Raw genomic sequence first — 16,111 nt, forward strand, 5'->3', positions numbered from 1 at the left:
CAGTGCAAGCGCAGTGGCTGATCCCAAAATCAGGCGCGGCACTCTCTGCGTGCGGCGAGTGACCATGATTCTCCTAGCTGGGCTGGATAGCGGTGCTGCTCCCGTCATGGGCGGGCGACATAAAAGCGGTGCGAGCCTTGATGATCGTCCGAGGTAAACGTCCGCTAGTGCGTATACCCATAGCTGGAATCTTAGGTGACGTAGCTCATATATCAAGGGGTTATTGAATAGTAACCTTTGGCTGGATATTGTGCTGGCTTGGGAATTTCACAATAAAATCCGCGAACCACTGCGACAAACCCGCCCAGCAAGGCCTGATGGGCCCGTCCATTTTTGAGAAAATTTGGACGCTTTGTTACTCATCAGTTCGCTACTTGCTGGGCGGGCGGCGCCGGAATCGGCTTAAAGGCTGCGGTTGCCTAGAGGCGGTTCAGGAAGCTATGCACGCGCTCGTCGAGCAGCTGGATGCGCTCGGCAACGACAACCATTGGGTCCGGGTAGATCGGATTCTTCGGAGGCGGGATCCGCACATTGCGGGAGCACTCGAAGTTCAGGCAGATCAAGGTTCCCAAGGTGTTGCCATCACGTCCGGCCTGGCCAGCGCGTTTGGTCGTCCACATGCCTACCGCGCAGGGGATGTTCACATCGCGGCACATCTCGCACATCGTGGCGTTGGTCGGCTTGCGGCCACCGTCGGTGGGGCGCAAGAGGATGCCGCGGGTCTGCCCCGCTTCGTCGGTGTGGAGCAGGTAGCCGCGCTGCATCATTTTCGGGTCGCGCCAACCCAGGTACTCCAGCGAATCCCACTCGAGGGAGGCAAAGTTTTCGGGAAGGGTCAATTTCTTCGCTTCTTGGCGGCTGGCGTTGATGAAGGAAGAACGGATGGTTTTTTCGGTCAATGGCTGCATGGGAAATCCTCAAATAGTCCGCACGCGCTTCATGGGCGCGCGGAATCACGAATCGTCAAGGTGTTGAGGTCTGCAAGGGAACGAAAAATTGGGGGCACTGGAACATTGCCTAAGGCAGGAGCCTTAAGCGGAAAATGTGTTGCCAACCCCGTTCGATACGCAGACGAACGGGCAGAGCGTCAAAGTGGCTTGCATAGCCGACCGCTCCTTCCTGTGGTTCTCCACGCATTGATTCTGAGCACTTCCGGAATAACCATAACAAGTGCGGTTGGCTTAGGCCAATGACTGGGATCACGGTTAAAGCAGTTTGCTGGCCACCGCCGTGAACGGCAGTGGCCAGCAAACACTCCAGCAGCCAGGGCCTAGCGGCGGCCGCCCTGCCAGAGTGCGTCAAACGGGGTGTTGCCAGAAACGCGGTTGCGGATGCCTTCGGTGACAAACGCCTTGGCTGTGCGGGCTGCCTCCAGCGGGGTAGCGCCCTTGGCCAGCTCTGCAGTTACGGCTGCGGCCAGCGAGCAGCCCGCGCCGGAGACCGCAACTTCGCCGATCTTCTTCTCGCGCAAGACCTCGAGGGTCGTGCCATCGTAGAAAACGTCCACGGCGTCTTCGCCAGCGATGCGGACTCCACCCTTGGCCAGGACCGCCGCGCCGGAGACCTCGTGGATCTTCTTGGCAGCTTCGATCAGATCATCTTCAGTGGTGATCTTGATTCCCGAGAGCTGTTCAGCCTCGAAGTGGTTCGGGGTGACGAACGTAGCCAAGGGCAGCAAGGCAGCCTTGAGGGCTTCGTCGGTGTCCAGTGCGTGGCCTGGTTCCTGGCCCTTGCAAATCAGCACCGGGTCGAGCAGTACGTTGTCCCACTGCTGGGACTTCAACGCGGTGGCAACGGTGTTGATCGTTGCTGGCGAGCCCATCATGCCCAGCTTGACCGTGCTGAGCTTGTCCTCGTAGCAGGCCTGGATGGCTTCGAGCTGATCGGCAATTACCTGCTGGTCAACGGGCACGAAGCGGTGGTTCCAGGAGTCCTTGGGATCGAAGGAGACGATGCAGGTCAAAGCCACGATGCCGAAGGTTCCCAGTTCCTGGAAGGTCTTTAGATCGGCCTGGGCGCCTGCGCCGCCAGTGGCTTCGGAACCAGCGATGGTCAGGGTCAGGGCTGGAGAGGCAGTGTTTGTATTAGTCATAGTCTCAATTGCGGGTAGTGCGGGTAGGGAATGGGATTAGCCGTGCTGCCAGAAGCTGAGCGTGGTCGCTTTGGACCAGCCTTCGGGAAGCTGCTGGGCGTGTTCTGCGGTGGCTACCAGCAGCAGCCAGGGCAGCCCGTGGCCGAAGGCTGCGCCTGCAAAGTTAGCCAGTACCGCGCGGCGAGCCGCATCGGGATCAGTGGGGGAGAAAAGGTCCGGGTCGGTAAGCAGGCCGTAGTTTTCGCCGTAGCGCATGCGTCCTCGGGCGACCGGACGGTCGAAGTCGGTCACCTCAACGACGTCATAGTTCTCCATTGGAGCCTCGAAAAGCCCGGACGTATCGGCGAGCTTGACTACCTGCTCGACGTCGTCGGGCTTGCCGGCCAGCAGATGCATGGTCGTGCTTGGCTGCCAACCCGAAGTGGCGAGTTCTGCAGCGGTGCTGTCGTTGGGAGTGCCCAAGAGGATCAAGCGCTGCGCGTCCTTTGGCGCGGACCAGGAAGCATCAGGCCAGTAGCGGAGGATTTCCACGTCTTCACCGTCTTGATTCACCGAACGAATCTCGTGCTGGTTCGGGAAGGAAGCAATGCGATCACGCAGCGTGGCGTAGTCGTGGGTCCAGCTTGGCAGTGCTCGTGCCATTGCGCTCATAGTGCTGCATTCTCCTTTGGTTCGCTAGGGATCACCTATCGGCATGTTTGACTTTACGCCTTAAGGCGCGGTGATACGGAACTCTGTGTCAGGGTGTTTGCCGGCTCGCGCAATCCGCAGCTTTTCAGGAGGCTTTCGGCCGTCTCAGCGGTGAAGGATCTGCCATGGCCACTTCATCAATCCCTGCTGGCCCTGGATCCATCAGTGCCAGCACATCTTCAAAGAGCGAGCGCACCACAGGCAAGCGGCAGAGCACCGCGAACTTGGCGGCAACCGGTGCCATGTTCTTCATCAGAAGCCTGGATCGGCGCTGCTGCGGTGACTGGTCGAAAGCCCACGCCGAGAAGATCTGGCGGGAAACCAGCAGTAAGAACTTCGGCAGATCGCGTCGTATGCCCAATGGGGGCAACGGGCGGGATCCGGAAACGACCTTCTCCCATATCTCCAATTCAATGCTGGAAATCTCGTCGTTGCCCATATCGCGCGCGAGCATCAGACGCAGGAACGCAGGCCCGAAATCGTGATAGGGAGCCAACGCTTCGACGCCCGTGTCGAGTACTGCGCGGATGTTGGCTTCGAGGGTATTTCCCTCTGCGAGCATCCCCGCGCAAAGATCATATTGTTCCCTGCGCAGGTTCAGCAGGAGCTGGGCAACGATCTCCTCTTTGGACTTGAAGTAGTAGTACGCATGCGACAGGGAAACCCCTGCGTTCGAAGCAATGGCACGCATGCTCGAGGCTTTATATCCGTCCGTGGCAAAGCACTCCAAGGCAGTTGCCAAGAGCTTGGCTTGGGTCTGCTGGCCTTTTTCGGTGCGTGGTTGCGTTGTCATGGAGCCTTTGGATGGAAGTGGGTGGATCCGATTCTACCAATTATTTGAACGCGTTCAAAAAAGGAAAATTTTCATGCTGATGTACGGGAGGACGGTCACTGCACTATTTGTTTCCTCGAATTTATAATTCGAAGACATTCAAGTGAGATATGAATTTTGGAATTCTTTGATTTCTGAAACATGGTTGGTCTTCAATAGGTGAGAACGTGGCCGCAGTTATGCATGGGATACTTGTTGCGTAAGTGCTAATACAGCGGGACAGCGCGCAGGCATGGAACCTCCACCCTTTTGATTCGTGGGCAGGGCCGCGCCTTTTAGCGATGTTCTGGCGAACCACTTTGACAAGGAAAATTTCATGGGCGATTCCAACGCCAGCAACAATCTGATTCGAACCAAGAACGCGGTTTTCGCTTCTTCGGGTTCTCCCTACTTCTCCACGGTGCTCACCTTGATGGGCGCGGTCGTGATTCTTTCGAACATCGGCGCCTCCAAAGGTGTCAGCTTCGGTCCGCTGATCACCGATGGCGGTTTCTTCCTCTTCCCGCTGGCCTACATTCTGGGCGACGTCATTGCGGAAGTCTACGGATTGAAGGCGGCTCGCCGTTCAATCCTGGTGACTTTCGCCTTGGCGTTCTTCGCAGTGTTCTGCTTCTGGGTCATGATCCAATTGCCATCAGCCGAGTTCTACGACGGGCAAGACGCATTTGAGCGCACCCTTGGCCCGATCTGGCAGATCGTCGTCGCCTCCGCTTGCGGCTTCCTGGTGGGGCAGCTGGCCAACTCATGGGTGCTGGTCAAGCTCAAGGAACGTACCGGCGAGCGCGGGCTGATTCTCCGCTTGATCGGCTCCAGCGGTGTTGGGGAGTTCCTGGATACCCTGATCTTCTGTGCCATTGCAGCGCCAGTTATCGGCATCGCCGATGCACCGACATTCATCAACTACGTGGTGGTGGGCTTCATCTACAAGACTGCCGTGGAGGTCCTGTTTGTTCCGGTGACCTCGATGGTCATCAAATGGTTCAAGAAGCGCGAACCTGGCTACAGCCAAGCGGCCGTCGCAAGCTAGTGATCCTGTGGGCATCATCCGTGAGGGCGATGCCCACAGCTGTATCCGGACACTAGAATCGATGGCATGCAGACAGGTCAAAGCGCTGAAGTTCAGCTAGAAGCACGCGACTTGACCATTGGCTATCCCAATCGCGTGATCTGCGGGCCGATCAACCTGCAGCTGGCTCCCGGTGCTGGCTTAGGAATTATCGGTGCCAATGGCAGCGGAAAATCAACACTGATCCGCACCATCCTGGGACATCTCATTCCGGTGGAAGGCACCGTCGAGTTCCAAAGCCTTCCCGTGAATGAAAGCTCGGAGCATTTTCGCCGTACCGTCGCAGTACAGGTCACCGACGGCGCCTTCTTCGAAGAACTCACCGTGCGCGAACATCTGGAAATGGTCGCTCGTGGACACGGACTGGATGATTGGGCCCAGTTAGTCCAAGCAGAACTCGACTTCTTCGAAATCACTGCTGCTGCCGATCACCTTCCCGGCGAGCTGTCTTCTGGCCAGCGCCGTAAGCTGCTGCTCGCCGCGGCCTTGATCCGTCCGGCAGAAATGCTGATTCTTGACGAACCGGAACAACGCCTGGACCTGCGTATCAGGCAGAAGCTGTACCAGCGGCTTGCCGGGGTACGCGCCAGGGGAACAACTTTGCTAGCGGTGACCCATGATCCGCTGATGGTGCGAAGCTGCGTGGACCAAGTGCTGCTTCTGGATGAAGACGAGGGTGAACTGCTTGATCCGCAGGCAGGGGCGCAGTGGCTTGAGCGCTAGCCGGGTTGCAAGCCATGCCGTTGATTTCAATCCTCGAGAACTGGTCAATAGAGCCAAGAAGCGGCGGAATTTCTCCGAGAAATTCGACAGCTTTTCCGATGCCTATGTCTGGGTGCTGGCCGCGCTGGTGGCGTTGGCCTACCTCTTCAGCGCACTCTTTGGCATGCTGTTTGTGCTCTTGGGCGAGGGCGTAGCGCACCAAGAGCTGCCCAGCGCCGTCTGGCGCTTGCAGGACCTCTCTTTCGTGCTATTGGCCTTGGCCGGCTTGGCAACCTTTCGGCTCATGCTCTACCTGGGGCCTTGCGGGCTCAGTGCGGTCAAGGCCGACTGGTGGCTGCCGCTACCGGTCAAGCTCCGGGCTATCCGCCAGCCGACTTGGCGAAATGCGGTGCTCATCGGTCTTTTCGCGAGCAGCTTTGCCGGTGCGTTGTGGCTGATCGTGATGCTGGGGCTGGCCGGATCGCTCCCGGTACCCGTTGCAGTCCTTGGGCTCGCCTGCTTCGCAGTGGCCGGTGTCGGGCTTGCCAACGCGGCCACGGCGATCCAGGGGAAGAACCACCAAATAGCTGCGCGACGGATCTGCGACTGGGTGGGCCTCGGGCTGCTCATCGCCTTGGCCGTGCTGTGGATGCTCTTGATGTTCCAGATTCCTTGGGCCCAAAGCCTGGTTGGCGCTATGGCTGCGGCCACCTTGAAGCCGGCTGCCTGGGTGCTCGCCTTGCTCGTTATCCTGGTACTTAGCGGCGCGAGTACGTACGGTGCGTTTCGCCATTTTGACCAGATTCCGGGCCAGGCGTTGCGTTTTGCCGGAGAGCACCAGCAATTCGCCGTGGGGGCTTTGATGCAGGGCGACTCGCGAGGCCTCTCGGCTCCGGCGACATCCGCTATTAGCCGCAGGCGCGCACGCGGTGGCAAGCTCACCGCCAAGTTGCCGGTGGCGTGGCGCATTCTCTGCCTCCGTTTGCTGAGGGGAGGCCGTTGGCATTCGGTGGCCGGGTTCCTGCTCCTGGCTTTCGCGTTGGCCGCCACGGTTCAGCGAATTGCCAACCCGCTGAGCGCAGCGGCCTTTTACCTGGTGCTCTGCCTGGTTCTCACCTTGAGCTTTTCCGCGACCATTGCACCGCTCGTTTCCGAACGGCAGCTCACCCAGCTTCTAGGGATTTCGGAACAGCGCCTGATGCGGGCAGCAACGCTGTATGCAATGCTCTTTTCAGCCACCGCCTTGCTGTTCTTGACCGGCGGGCTGGGAATGCTGGGCATGATCCAGCTGGATCGCATTTGGCTTTGGATCGCCGCAGGCCTGGTCGCCGCGTTGGGGTGTGCTGCGGCAAGCAGTGCCCACGCCAGCAGGGAAGAACGGGACTGGGATGCATTACTCGGGGGAGCCACCAGCGAGTCGGCCGTGGCCACGTATCTTTTCCTGGAAACAGCGACTTTCCTTCGGGCAGCTGCCACGTTCTCGCCAATTTTCTTCTTGGTGCTCAGCCCCGGTACTCCCATTCCCTTGTTGCTGTGGATCGCGGCAATGCTCTTTGGTGCAAGTGCCCTGGTTCAAGTTTCCGGCAGGAAGCTGGGCGCGGGGGCGTAGGTAGTCTTGGAGGATGAACGATTTGATTTCCATCCACGAGCCCGATGGGCTTTCCGCAGAATTGCTCTACTCAATACTGAAACTGCGTGCCGAGGTATTCATCGTCGAGCAGCGATCGTGCTACCCGGACATCGATGGCCGCGATCTGGATGCCGGCACTGTGCATCTGGTGGCCACCGAGAACGGGAAAGTGCTGTGTACTGTGCGAATCATGGACAGCGCAAGCGGCACTCCGCGCATTGGGCGGGTTGCAACGGCCGCAGAAGCCCGAGGCCGGGGCCTGGCCGGGGAACTCATGCAGCGTGCCGTGGCGCTTTGCGCTCCGGAGGCGGAGATCCAGCTCAGCGCCCAGACCCAGCTGGAGGGCTGGTACGGAAAGTTCGGTTTCCTCCGCTCCGGAGAAGACTATGACGACGACGGGATCATGCATTTGCCGATGACCCGCGCAGGGCAGAGGGCTTCGGCTTAGAAAAGCCAGAGGCATCGATTCTCCTTGCACTGCCCAGTGCGTGGAGAATCGATGCCTCGACTGCTTTGCGGCCCTTGGCTACAGGGCGGCCGGCTGGCCCTGCGGATCCGGTTCGCCAGCGTAGTAGCTGGAGAGCACCTTGTCCTTGAGCTCGAAGAAGGTTCCATCTTCGATCGCCTGGCGCGCGGATTCAACCAGCGAAACAGTGAACTGCTCGTTGTGGATGGAAATCAACGTGTGGCTGAGCAGTTCCTTGGCCTTGTACAGGTGGTGAATGTACGCACGGGTGAAGTTCTTGCAGGCATAGCACTCGCAGCCTTCCACCAGCGGAGTGAAATCCCGCTTGTAGCGTGCGCCGGAAAGATTGAAACGGCCCCAGGGGGTATAGAACGCCGAGTTGCGCGCAACGCGAGTGGGCGAGACGCAGTCGAAAGTATCGGCACCATTCTCAATCGCGGTGAAGACGTCATCCGGCTCGGAAATGCCCAGCAGGTGGCGCGGCTTGTTCTCTGGAAGCTCTTCGGCGCACCAGCCGACGATGGTTCCCAGATTTTCCTTCTCCAAGGCGCCGCCGATGCCGAAGCCATCGAAGGCCATGGCCCCCAGGTCCTGGCAGGCCTTGCGGCGCAGGTCCTCGTACTGGGCGCCCTGGATGACGCCGAACAAGGCTTGGTATTCCTTGCCTTCGCGGGAGTCGGTCAATGCAAAGTGCTCGGCAATGCAGCGCTCGGCCCAGCGCCGGGTGCGCTCCAGGGACTCGACCTGGTAGCCGCGGGAATTCTGCAAGGTGGTCAGCTCGTCGAAGGCGAACATGATGTCCGCGCCGATCCGGTGCTGCACGCCCATGGAGATCTCAGGGGAGAAGCGGTGCTTGGTGCCGTCGAGATGGGACTTGAACCAGACGCCGTCCTCGTCCACATTGGCCAGGCGTTCCTTGCCCGGGGCCACGGCGTCGTCCGGACCAGACTGGTCTACGGACTTCATGTCGATGACCTTCTTGAAGCCCGAGCCCAGGCTCATGACCTGGAATCCGCCGGAGTCGGTGAAGGTCGGCCCCTGCCAGCCCATGAACTTGCCTAGTCCGCCAGCTTCATCGAGGATATCCGCGCCCGGCTGAAGATACAGGTGGTAGGCGTTTGACAGCACAGCCTGCGCGCCAAGCTCCTGAACCTGCACCGGGGTGACTGCCTTGACGGTAGCTTTGGTGCCTACCGCAATGAACGCGGGCGTCTTGACGTCGCCGTGCGGGGTACGGATAACGCCGGTACGTCCCAACATCGGGGAACCGTCCGGAGCGGTCAGCCGGGTTCCGACTTCAAAGCCGAATTCATCCTGGCGGGCATGCGGGGCACTGGGGTCAAAGTTCTTTTCGGACACGTACCAAGTGTGCCGTATTAACCGCGCGGTGAGGAAAACGACAGGGGCAATGTGCGCCAAAACCTAACGCTTCACAAGGCAAAGCGCGAATAATGGAGCGTACGTGTTGTGTCCAACGCGACGGAAGGAAGATGTGGGTCTGGAGAATCTGAAGGAATCCGCCAAGGCGCTCATTACGCTGGGGCCTGCCCGCAAGGACCATTGGATCGGCCTGCGCACCGGCATCGGTGTTTTTGCGCCTCTGATCACCCTCTTCGCGATTGAACGGCTGGACCTTGTGGTCTTTGCCGTGTTCGGCGCCTTTACCGGCGTGTATGGGCGCGTGGACGGCTACTGGAACCGGTTGCGGATGCAGGTGCGTTCCGGGGCCTTGTTCTTCGCGGTAATCGCCCTGGCGCTGGCCGCTTCGCACTGGTGGATCGACCATTCGGACCCTGGAATCAAGCAGTGGCAAGTAGTTGGCGCGACGACTTTCGTGGCCGGTGCCTGCTCGGTGCTGGTGGGTTTCATGCGGCTGCGGCCCGGCGGTTCGCTGTTCCACATCTTCGCATTCGCGGCAATTGCCTCGATCCCCGTCCCCGCGCCAATCGGCGAAGCCCTGCTCGTGTCGGCCCTGACGATCTTGTTGTCGGTAGCCATCGGTGCGGCCGGTGCACTCGGGCAGTGGACCAGCTTGTGGAAGCGCACCCCGCTGCCGCCACTATCGGATAACGTCCGCAAGGCCATCTGGTGGGAAGGGCTGTTCTACATCCTGACAGCCGGTGTGGCCGGCGCCTTGGCCAATACCGTGGGCAGCAGCCTGGAAGCCGGGCACAACTACTGGGCGATGGTGGCCGCGGTGGTTCCCCTGGTCGGGCACACCACGACCTTGCGCATCCGGCGCGGCGTGCACCGAATGCTCGGCACCCTGGCAGGCATGGTCCTGATGGCGGTCTTGATCTTCCTGAACCCGCAGGTCTGGATCCTGCTCGCCTTCATCGCCATATGCCAATTCATGGCCGAGCTGCTGGTCATGCGCAACTATTTCCTGGCGCAGGTTTTCATTACCCCGATGGCGCTCGTGGGCGTCTCGCTGGTGACGGGCCTGAGCGGCTCGGTGATGTACGACCGCGTGGTCGAGACCCTGATCGGCTGCACCGTGGGCATGCTCGGGGTGCTCTTGGGAAGCTGGGTTGGATCAATCATCAAGCGCCGGCAGGGAATCATTCCAAATAGCGGGCAGCAGGGCTAGATATTCACTCCGACATGGGCTAATGCCTGACGGAGAATATTTTCTCGACCGCCAGCGAACTCGCCCTGGATGTCCGAGCTGAGCGCTTCGCTGGGCGAAAGCCAGGTCAGCTCCAACGCATCGGAGCGAGGGCTGGTCTCGCCGCGAACCGGCACGATGTAGCACATGGATACGGCATGCTGCCGATCATCGGTCAGGCCGGTTTCGCTCGGCGCCGGGAAGTATTCTGCAACGGTGAAGGGCACCGGTGAAGCAGGAAGCTGCGGAAGCACCATGGTGCCCAGGTCCTTTTCGATGTGGCGGATCAACGCGGCGCGTATGGTCTCGCGGTACATCACTCGCCCCGAAACGAAGGTGCGCAGCATGCGCCCGTCATCATCGCCGGTGAGCAGCAGGCCCACCTCGTTGACGTAGCCCAGCGGGTCCAGGCGCACGGGAATGGCCTCGACGTAGAGCATGGGCAGGCGCTGCCGTGCCTCGTAGAGGTCTTCTTCGGAGAGCCATCCAGGGTATGGGTCAGGAGTGCGCACGTTCATGGTTCTATCTTCGTACACAAACCCTCGACATTCCGTGAAGCTGGATCTGTGTTGCCGAACTCACCTATAAGGTTTCCTGCACCCCTAGTGCACCGCAATCCCAAGCGATAAAATCGATAGAGCTATTTGAACTTCCTTGCCCGGCGAAGCAGCCGCAAGCGTCAGATAGCGTTTCCTTTTCCGAATCCTCGTGGAAGCAGATTCCTGCCGTGACGAACGCTCCAGAACGACTGAGCAAACAGAACTTCACCACGATTGCGGTGCTGATTGTTTCCAGCTTCGTGGTCATCCTGAACGAGACCATCATGAACGTGGCCCTGCCTGTTCTGATGGATGAATTCAATGTCACCGCTGACGCGATTCAGTGGCTGTCAACCATCTTCATGCTGACTATGGCCGTGGTCATTCCAATGACCGGCTTCCTGCTTCAGCGGATGAGCATCCGCAATGTCTTCGTCTTGGCCATGGGCCTGTTCACTCTGGGCACCCTGCTGGCTGCCCTCGCGCCGGGCCTGAGCGTCCTGCTGGTGGCCCGCGTGATCCAGGCCAGCGGCACCGCCATCATGATGCCGCTGCTGATGACCACCATCTTGCATCTGGTCCCGGCTGAGCGCCGCGGCGTGCTGATGGGCAATGTCTCCATCGTGATCTCCGTAGCCCCGGCCATCGGCCCGACGGTATCCGGACTGATCTTGCAGTACCTGTCGTGGCGATTCATGTTCATCGTGATCATCCCGATCGCGGTTGCGGCTCTGCTGATCGGCACCCCTCGACTGTCCAAGGACGTTGACGGCGCCTCGACGCCGCTGTCCATTCCTTCGCTGATTCTGGCCATCCCGGGTTTCGGTGGCCTGGTCTACGGCCTCAGCGGCTTGTCGGTTGGCGTCACCCCGCTGAACCTGGGCATCCTTGTTGGCGCGATTCTGTGCCTGCTCGCTTTCGTTTTCCTGCAGCTGAACCTGCAGAAGGAAGACAAGGCGCTGCTGGATCTGCGTCCGCTGAACTACAGGGCTTTCACCCTTTCGCTGGTGCTGATGATGTTCTCGATGATTTCGCTGTTCGGCGTGATCATCCTGCTGCCGATGTTCTTCACCAACGTGTTGGGCATTGAAACCCTGACCACCGGTTTGATCATGCTCCCGGGCGGTCTGCTGATGGGTGTCCTGGCGCCATTGGTCGGAAAGCTCTACGACAAGGTCGGCGCCCGTCCGCTGATCGTTCCCGGCGCCCTGGTGCTGCTGGTTTCGCTGCTGGGCTACGCGGTGGTCCTGGATGTGGACACTCCGATCTGGCTGCTGGTTGTCATGCACCTGGTGATGAGCTTGGGCCTGGCCTTCATCTTCACCCCGGCCTTCACCACTGCGCTGAACCCGCTGCCGCACAGCCTGCACTCGCACGGTTCGGCCCTGCTCTCGACCTTGCAGCAGTTGGCGGGCGCCATGGGCACCGCCCTGCTGGTTGGCGTTGTCGCCTCATCCACCGCCGCGAAGATCGCAGCTGGCGGCGATCCGCTGACCGCTTCGGTCGAAGGCTTCCAACCTGGCTTCCTGATCGGTGCCGGCTGCAGCATCGGCATCGTGGTGATCGGCTTCCTGCTTGGCGGCAAGAAGAAATCGGCTGGAGTCGAAGCCGAGCCTGCGACGGTTCCGAGCCACTAGGCTGCAGGACAGTGCAAGAGCCGCTGGATCCCATCGCGGGGTCCAGCGGTTTTTCCATGCCCGCGGGCAAGATTCTTCGCCTCCACGCAACTGGCCAGTAATGTAGATCACAGGACCACTGTCTACAAAGGGGTAAACATGCAGTTGCAGGATTCAGTCGCTCTGGTCACCGGCGGCCTATCGGGATTGGGACGCGCCACGGCGCAGAAGCTGGCCACCGCCGCCAGGCATGTGGTGGTACTCGACCTGCCGCGTGAGGATGGCGATGAAATCGCCGCCGAGATCGGCGCGAATGTCCGCTTCGTGCCAGCTGATGTCACTGACGCGCAGCAGGTGGCTGCCGGCATCGAACGTGCCAAGGAACTTGGCACCCTGCGGGTGCTGGTCAATTGCGCCGGTGTGGCAACACCGGGCAAGGTGCTGGGCCGCGACGGAGTGCTGCCGCTGGAGCGCTTCGCCAAGGTGCTGGACATCAATGTCAACGGCACCTTCAACGTGATCCGCCTGGCCGCAGAAGCCATGGCGCATAGCGAAGCGCTGAGCGATGAGCAGGGAACCACCGAACGCGGGGTCATCATCAACACCGCGTCGGTGGCGGCCTTTGACGGCCAGATCGGGCAGCCGGCCTATGCGGCCTCCAAGGGAGCAGTAGCGGCCATGACCCTGCCGCTGGCTCGCGAGCTGGCGAACCACCAGATCCGCGTCATGACCATCGCACCGGGCATTTTCCACACGCCGATGATGGCCGGCCTGCCGCAGGCTGCCCAGGACTCGCTCGGAGCCCAGGTGCCGCATCCTTCGCGTCTTGGACGTCCGGAAGAATACGCGGAATTGGTGGAGCACATCGTGGCCAACCCGATGCTCAACGGCGAAACCATTCGCCTTGATGGAGCCATCCGCATGGCGCCACGCTAGGCACCCGTGGCGGGCGCGGCCAGTCCTAGAACTCTATGGGCTTGCCGCGCTGCGCACGGTGCTCGGCATGGCTGATCTGGAACCGGCGGTTCTCGGCCATCAGGAAGACCAGCAAGGCCATGAAGATCCAGACTGCGCAGACCCACAGCGGTGCGGACTCATTGAGCCAGCCCTGGATGGCAGCGGCGATCATGCAGATTCCGAAGCCGCTGGCAAAGGCGTGGCGGCCGCGCTCCGAGTGGGCGAAGGCGGCGGCAACCACTGAAATTCCGGCCGCCACCACCACAGCAGGAAGTCCCTGCCCACCGTCATTCCATCCGGCGGCGGCAAACCAGAGTTGCAGGGCATAGACCAGGCTGGAACCGGCAAAGAAGCTTACCGGGGCATCCGTTGCCCAGCGCTCCAAGCGGTTTCGCGCAGTATTCCTGTTCAGCTGGAGCACGCCGTACAGGGACAGCAGCGAAGCGATGGTTGCCAGGATGGCAGCGCTGATGGCCAAGAACCCGGAGGCCAGGGTGATGGCGCAGGCCATCATCGCTGTGGCCGGGATCGAATAAACGGAAATGATTCGTTGGCGTCGCGCCGAAAGCTGATCGCGGCGCAGCGAAAACGCGGCGCTCAGGACCAGCGCGATGGCAGTTGCCGGCCACAACACCGAATGCACCAGGCTGGTATCCAGCAGGCTGGACGGCGCGCGTCCATGCAGGCCGGAAGACAACGCCAACGAGGTCAGTAGCAGCAATAAGCCCGACGCGCCCAAGAGGTATCCGCGGACCGTGTCGAAAGGTTCCACTGCAGGGTTGGGGCGCTGATCTGGCGCCGTGTAGGGCAACACGAAGGAGGACCGTTCTGCCGCCGAAGCAATGGCAGACTGGGCCGACTCCACCAGGGAATCGAGTTGCGGGGTCCGCTGGTGTTCGGCCATCTTGCCTTCATCCTTACGGGTCACGGGATAATAGGCACCAGCCTAGGGCAATTCTTCCCCCGTGAGAAGGGGTTATGGGACCGACGGCGCTTCCAGTAACCGCTGTTGCGAGCTGAAGCTGCGCGCGTGGCCGGTCAGCGGATCGGTGAAGGAAATGGTGTGCGCCAGCAATTGCAGCGGGCGCCGGTAGTCATCCGGGGCCAGATCCCACAGCCGCGGATAGAACGCGTCATTGATGATGCCCAGGCCCAAGGAAGCCAGGTGCACTCGCAGCTGATGGGTCTTGCCCGATCGCGGTTCCAGATCCATCAAGGCGACCTCCAGCCCGGCATGGAAACCGGTGCTCGTTCCGATCGCCTCGAGCTTGACGAGGGTCTGGGCGTTCGGCTCGCCTTCTTCCACAATGGAACGCAGCTGGCCCTTGACCTTGGCCATCCGGTTCTCGAAGAGCAACGGCATCCGCTGCAGCAGGTCACGCAGCTCGGATTCCGGTTTGACCTGCGAATGCTCCCCATTTGGATGCAGCACCCGTCCAGTTTCCAGGCCTTCGCCCGGCTGAAGGGCGACCACCGCCTTGTAGCGCTTGGCGATCTCGCGGCGTTCGAAGAGCATCTGGTAATCGCCGCGGGTCGCCGGATTCACCGCGAAAAGAATGACCCCGGCGGTGGCCCGGTCCAGCCGGTGCATCGGCACCAAATCATCGATGCCGGTCTGGTTGCGCAGGCGCACCAGCGCGGATTCCTGGATGAAGCGTCCGCCGGGTGTGGTGGGGAGGAAATGCGGCTTGTCCACGACCAGCAGATGCTCGTCTTGGTGCAGGATCCTGGCTTCAAAGGGAATGGGAGTTTCTACCGGCAGGGAACGGTAGTACCAAATGAATTCGTGCTCGCCCAGGGGCGTCTGGCGGGTGAGCGGAGTGCCGCCCAAGCCAACGATCTGCTGATCATCGAAGCGGCGCAGGATGCCCTCTGGATCCACATGGCCGAAGCGCTCAAGCAAATAATCTGCGACAGTTGCCCACGAACCGGTCCGCGGGAGGCGAAGACGAGTTGCATTGACGCCGTTGCGCACGGGAAGCGGGGATTCCATAGCCATAGGGGCTATTGTCCCATCTTTGCCAGGACCGCGCAGGCCGCGGTCTGCTAGGTTGGTTCGATGGCCATGCGTAAATACAGCGAAGTCGACGTCTTTTCTCCCACTGCATATCTGGGCAACCCCTTGGCTGTGGTCCACGATGCAGAAGGCCTGGCCAGCGGGCAGATGCAAGGATTTGCCAAGTGGACCAATCTGGCCGAGACCACGTTCCTGATGCAACCGGAGGATCCGGCCGCCGACTACCGGGTGCGGATCTTCTCTGCCACCCAGGAATTCCCCTTCGCCGGCCACCCGACGCTGGGCTCGGCCTTTGCCTGGCTGAAGGCCGGCGGGGTTCCCAAGAAGAAGGGACGGGTCATCCAGGAATGCGCCGCCGGGCTGGTGGAGGTGCGCGTTGAGCCGCAACGGCTATGGTTCGCTGCCCCGCCGCTGACCCGCTACGAACCGGTTGCCGAATTGCTGGTGCAGCGCATCGCCGAGGTACTGGCGATTCCCCGGGAGCAGATCCAGGATGCCTCATGGCTGGTCAACGGCCCGGAATGGATCGGTGTGAGGCTCTCCAGTGCGCAGCAGGTACTGGCCTTGGACCCGGATCCCAACGCCCTGGGGACGCTGGCCATCGGGGTTGCAGGTCCGCAGGAGCCAGGGGCCGGCACGCAGTTCGAAGTGCGTGCTTTCGTCGGCGGGGACCCAGTGTGGGAAGACCCGGCCACCGGCAGCCTCAATGCGGGCCTGGCCCGGTGGCTGGCCGATTCCGGGTTGGCTCCCGAACGCTACATCGCCGCCCAAGGCACCGCGATCGGGTACCAGGGCCGGGTGCATCTGCGCGTGGAGGACGGCGTGGTCTGGGTGGGAGGCGACGTGAGCAGCTGCGTGCAGGGCGAAGTCGACCTCTAGGCTTGCAGCCGCGCCCC

16 protein-coding genes are annotated in these 16,111 nt (G+C 61.1%); 8 read left to right on the forward strand and 8 right to left on the reverse strand.

What is annotated here, in order from left to right; all coding sequences use genetic code 11:
- Positions 1–419: 419 nt before the first annotated feature.
- The 4 genes from ACIOJF_RS13965 to ACIOJF_RS13980 all read right to left on the reverse strand — a co-directional run bounded on the left by ACIOJF_RS13965 (position 420) and on the right by ACIOJF_RS13980 (position 3,575).
- Positions 420–908, reverse strand: coding sequence for an FBP domain-containing protein (locus ACIOJF_RS13965; RefSeq protein ID WP_105658599.1), 489 nt, complete (start codon positions 906–908; stop codon positions 420–422).
- Between the two features lie 362 nt (positions 909–1,270).
- Positions 1,271–2,092: a hydroxymethylpyrimidine/phosphomethylpyrimidine kinase gene (locus ACIOJF_RS13970; protein WP_105658598.1), complete on the reverse strand. Its 822-nt coding sequence runs from the start codon at positions 2,090–2,092 to the stop codon at positions 1,271–1,273.
- 36 nt (positions 2,093–2,128) lie between these two features.
- The gene (locus tag ACIOJF_RS13975; RefSeq protein ID WP_105658597.1) at positions 2,129–2,743 is read right to left on the reverse strand and encodes a hypothetical protein; all 615 of its coding nucleotides are present in this window, start codon (positions 2,741–2,743) and stop codon (positions 2,129–2,131) included.
- Positions 2,744–2,867: 124 nt separating this feature from the next.
- Positions 2,868–3,575, reverse strand: a complete 708-nt coding sequence (locus ACIOJF_RS13980; RefSeq protein ID WP_105658596.1) for a TetR/AcrR family transcriptional regulator — start codon at positions 3,573–3,575, stop codon at positions 2,868–2,870.
- A gap of 355 nt (positions 3,576–3,930) precedes the next feature.
- On the opposite strand from ACIOJF_RS13980, the gene ACIOJF_RS13985 reads away from it, so the two are divergent.
- The 4 genes from ACIOJF_RS13985 (at position 3,931) to ACIOJF_RS14000 (ending at position 7,460) form a co-directional block, all read left to right on the forward strand.
- Positions 3,931–4,641 (forward strand): queuosine precursor transporter, encoded by a 711-nt coding sequence (locus ACIOJF_RS13985; RefSeq protein WP_105658595.1) that lies wholly within the window; start codon positions 3,931–3,933, stop codon positions 4,639–4,641.
- Between the two features lie 66 nt (positions 4,642–4,707).
- Entirely contained in the window at positions 4,708–5,403 is a 696-nt protein-coding gene (locus tag ACIOJF_RS13990; RefSeq protein ID WP_402741771.1) for an ATP-binding cassette domain-containing protein, read from the forward strand.
- Entirely contained in the window at positions 5,393–6,991 is a 1,599-nt protein-coding gene (locus ACIOJF_RS13995; protein ID WP_402741772.1) for a hypothetical protein, read from the forward strand. The genes ACIOJF_RS13990 and ACIOJF_RS13995 overlap by 11 nt, the downstream gene beginning before the upstream one ends.
- Positions 6,992–7,004: 13 nt before the next feature.
- Positions 7,005–7,460, forward strand: coding sequence for a GNAT family N-acetyltransferase (locus ACIOJF_RS14000; RefSeq protein ID WP_105658592.1), 456 nt, complete (start codon positions 7,005–7,007; stop codon positions 7,458–7,460).
- A 78-nt stretch (positions 7,461–7,538) separates the two neighbouring features.
- Here ACIOJF_RS14000 and tgt read toward each other — a convergent pair whose 3' ends face one another.
- A complete protein-coding gene (gene tgt, locus ACIOJF_RS14005) occupies positions 7,539–8,837 on the reverse strand; it encodes a tRNA guanosine(34) transglycosylase Tgt (RefSeq protein WP_105658591.1) in 1,299 nt (432 codons plus the stop codon).
- A gap of 133 nt (positions 8,838–8,970) precedes the next feature.
- Here tgt and ACIOJF_RS14010 point away from each other — a divergent pair, with 133 nt between their 5' ends.
- Positions 8,971–10,068 carry an FUSC family protein gene (locus ACIOJF_RS14010; RefSeq protein ID WP_402741773.1) on the forward strand — a complete coding sequence of 366 codons (1,098 nt, stop codon included), beginning with the start codon at positions 8,971–8,973 and terminating at the stop codon, positions 10,066–10,068.
- On the opposite strand, the gene ACIOJF_RS14015 is transcribed toward ACIOJF_RS14010, so the two are convergent.
- The gene (locus tag ACIOJF_RS14015) at positions 10,065–10,604 is read right to left on the reverse strand and encodes an NUDIX hydrolase family protein (protein WP_105658590.1); all 540 of its coding nucleotides are present in this window, start codon (positions 10,602–10,604) and stop codon (positions 10,065–10,067) included. The genes ACIOJF_RS14010 and ACIOJF_RS14015 overlap by 4 nt on opposite strands.
- A 209-nt stretch (positions 10,605–10,813) precedes the next feature.
- Here ACIOJF_RS14015 and ACIOJF_RS14020 point away from each other — a divergent pair, with 209 nt between their 5' ends.
- Both ACIOJF_RS14020 and ACIOJF_RS14025 read left to right on the forward strand, forming a co-directional pair.
- Entirely contained in the window at positions 10,814–12,262 is a 1,449-nt protein-coding gene (locus ACIOJF_RS14020) for an MDR family MFS transporter (protein WP_105658589.1), read from the forward strand.
- 138 nt (positions 12,263–12,400) lie between these two features.
- Positions 12,401–13,177: a 3-hydroxyacyl-CoA dehydrogenase gene (locus ACIOJF_RS14025; protein WP_402741774.1), complete on the forward strand. Its 777-nt coding sequence runs from the start codon at positions 12,401–12,403 to the stop codon at positions 13,175–13,177.
- A 25-nt stretch (positions 13,178–13,202) separates the two neighbouring features.
- Here the strand turns inward: ACIOJF_RS14025 and ACIOJF_RS14030 are convergent, their stop codons facing one another.
- Both ACIOJF_RS14030 and ACIOJF_RS14035 read right to left on the reverse strand, forming a co-directional pair.
- Positions 13,203–14,102, reverse strand: a complete 900-nt coding sequence (locus ACIOJF_RS14030; RefSeq protein ID WP_402741775.1) for a hypothetical protein — start codon at positions 14,100–14,102, stop codon at positions 13,203–13,205.
- 72 nt (positions 14,103–14,174) lie between these two features.
- The gene (locus ACIOJF_RS14035) at positions 14,175–15,197 is read right to left on the reverse strand and encodes a pseudouridine synthase (protein ID WP_332487417.1); all 1,023 of its coding nucleotides are present in this window, start codon (positions 15,195–15,197) and stop codon (positions 14,175–14,177) included.
- Between the two features lie 60 nt (positions 15,198–15,257).
- Here ACIOJF_RS14035 and ACIOJF_RS14040 point away from each other — a divergent pair, with 60 nt between their 5' ends.
- Positions 15,258–16,094 (forward strand): PhzF family phenazine biosynthesis protein, encoded by an 837-nt coding sequence (locus ACIOJF_RS14040; RefSeq protein WP_332487419.1) that lies wholly within the window; start codon positions 15,258–15,260, stop codon positions 16,092–16,094.
- Positions 16,095–16,111: the final 17 nt, after the last annotated feature.

The sequence above is a fragment of the Glutamicibacter sp. NPDC087831 genome (assembly GCF_044742845.1).
Classification (GTDB): Bacteria; Actinomycetota; Actinomycetes; order Actinomycetales; family Micrococcaceae; genus Glutamicibacter.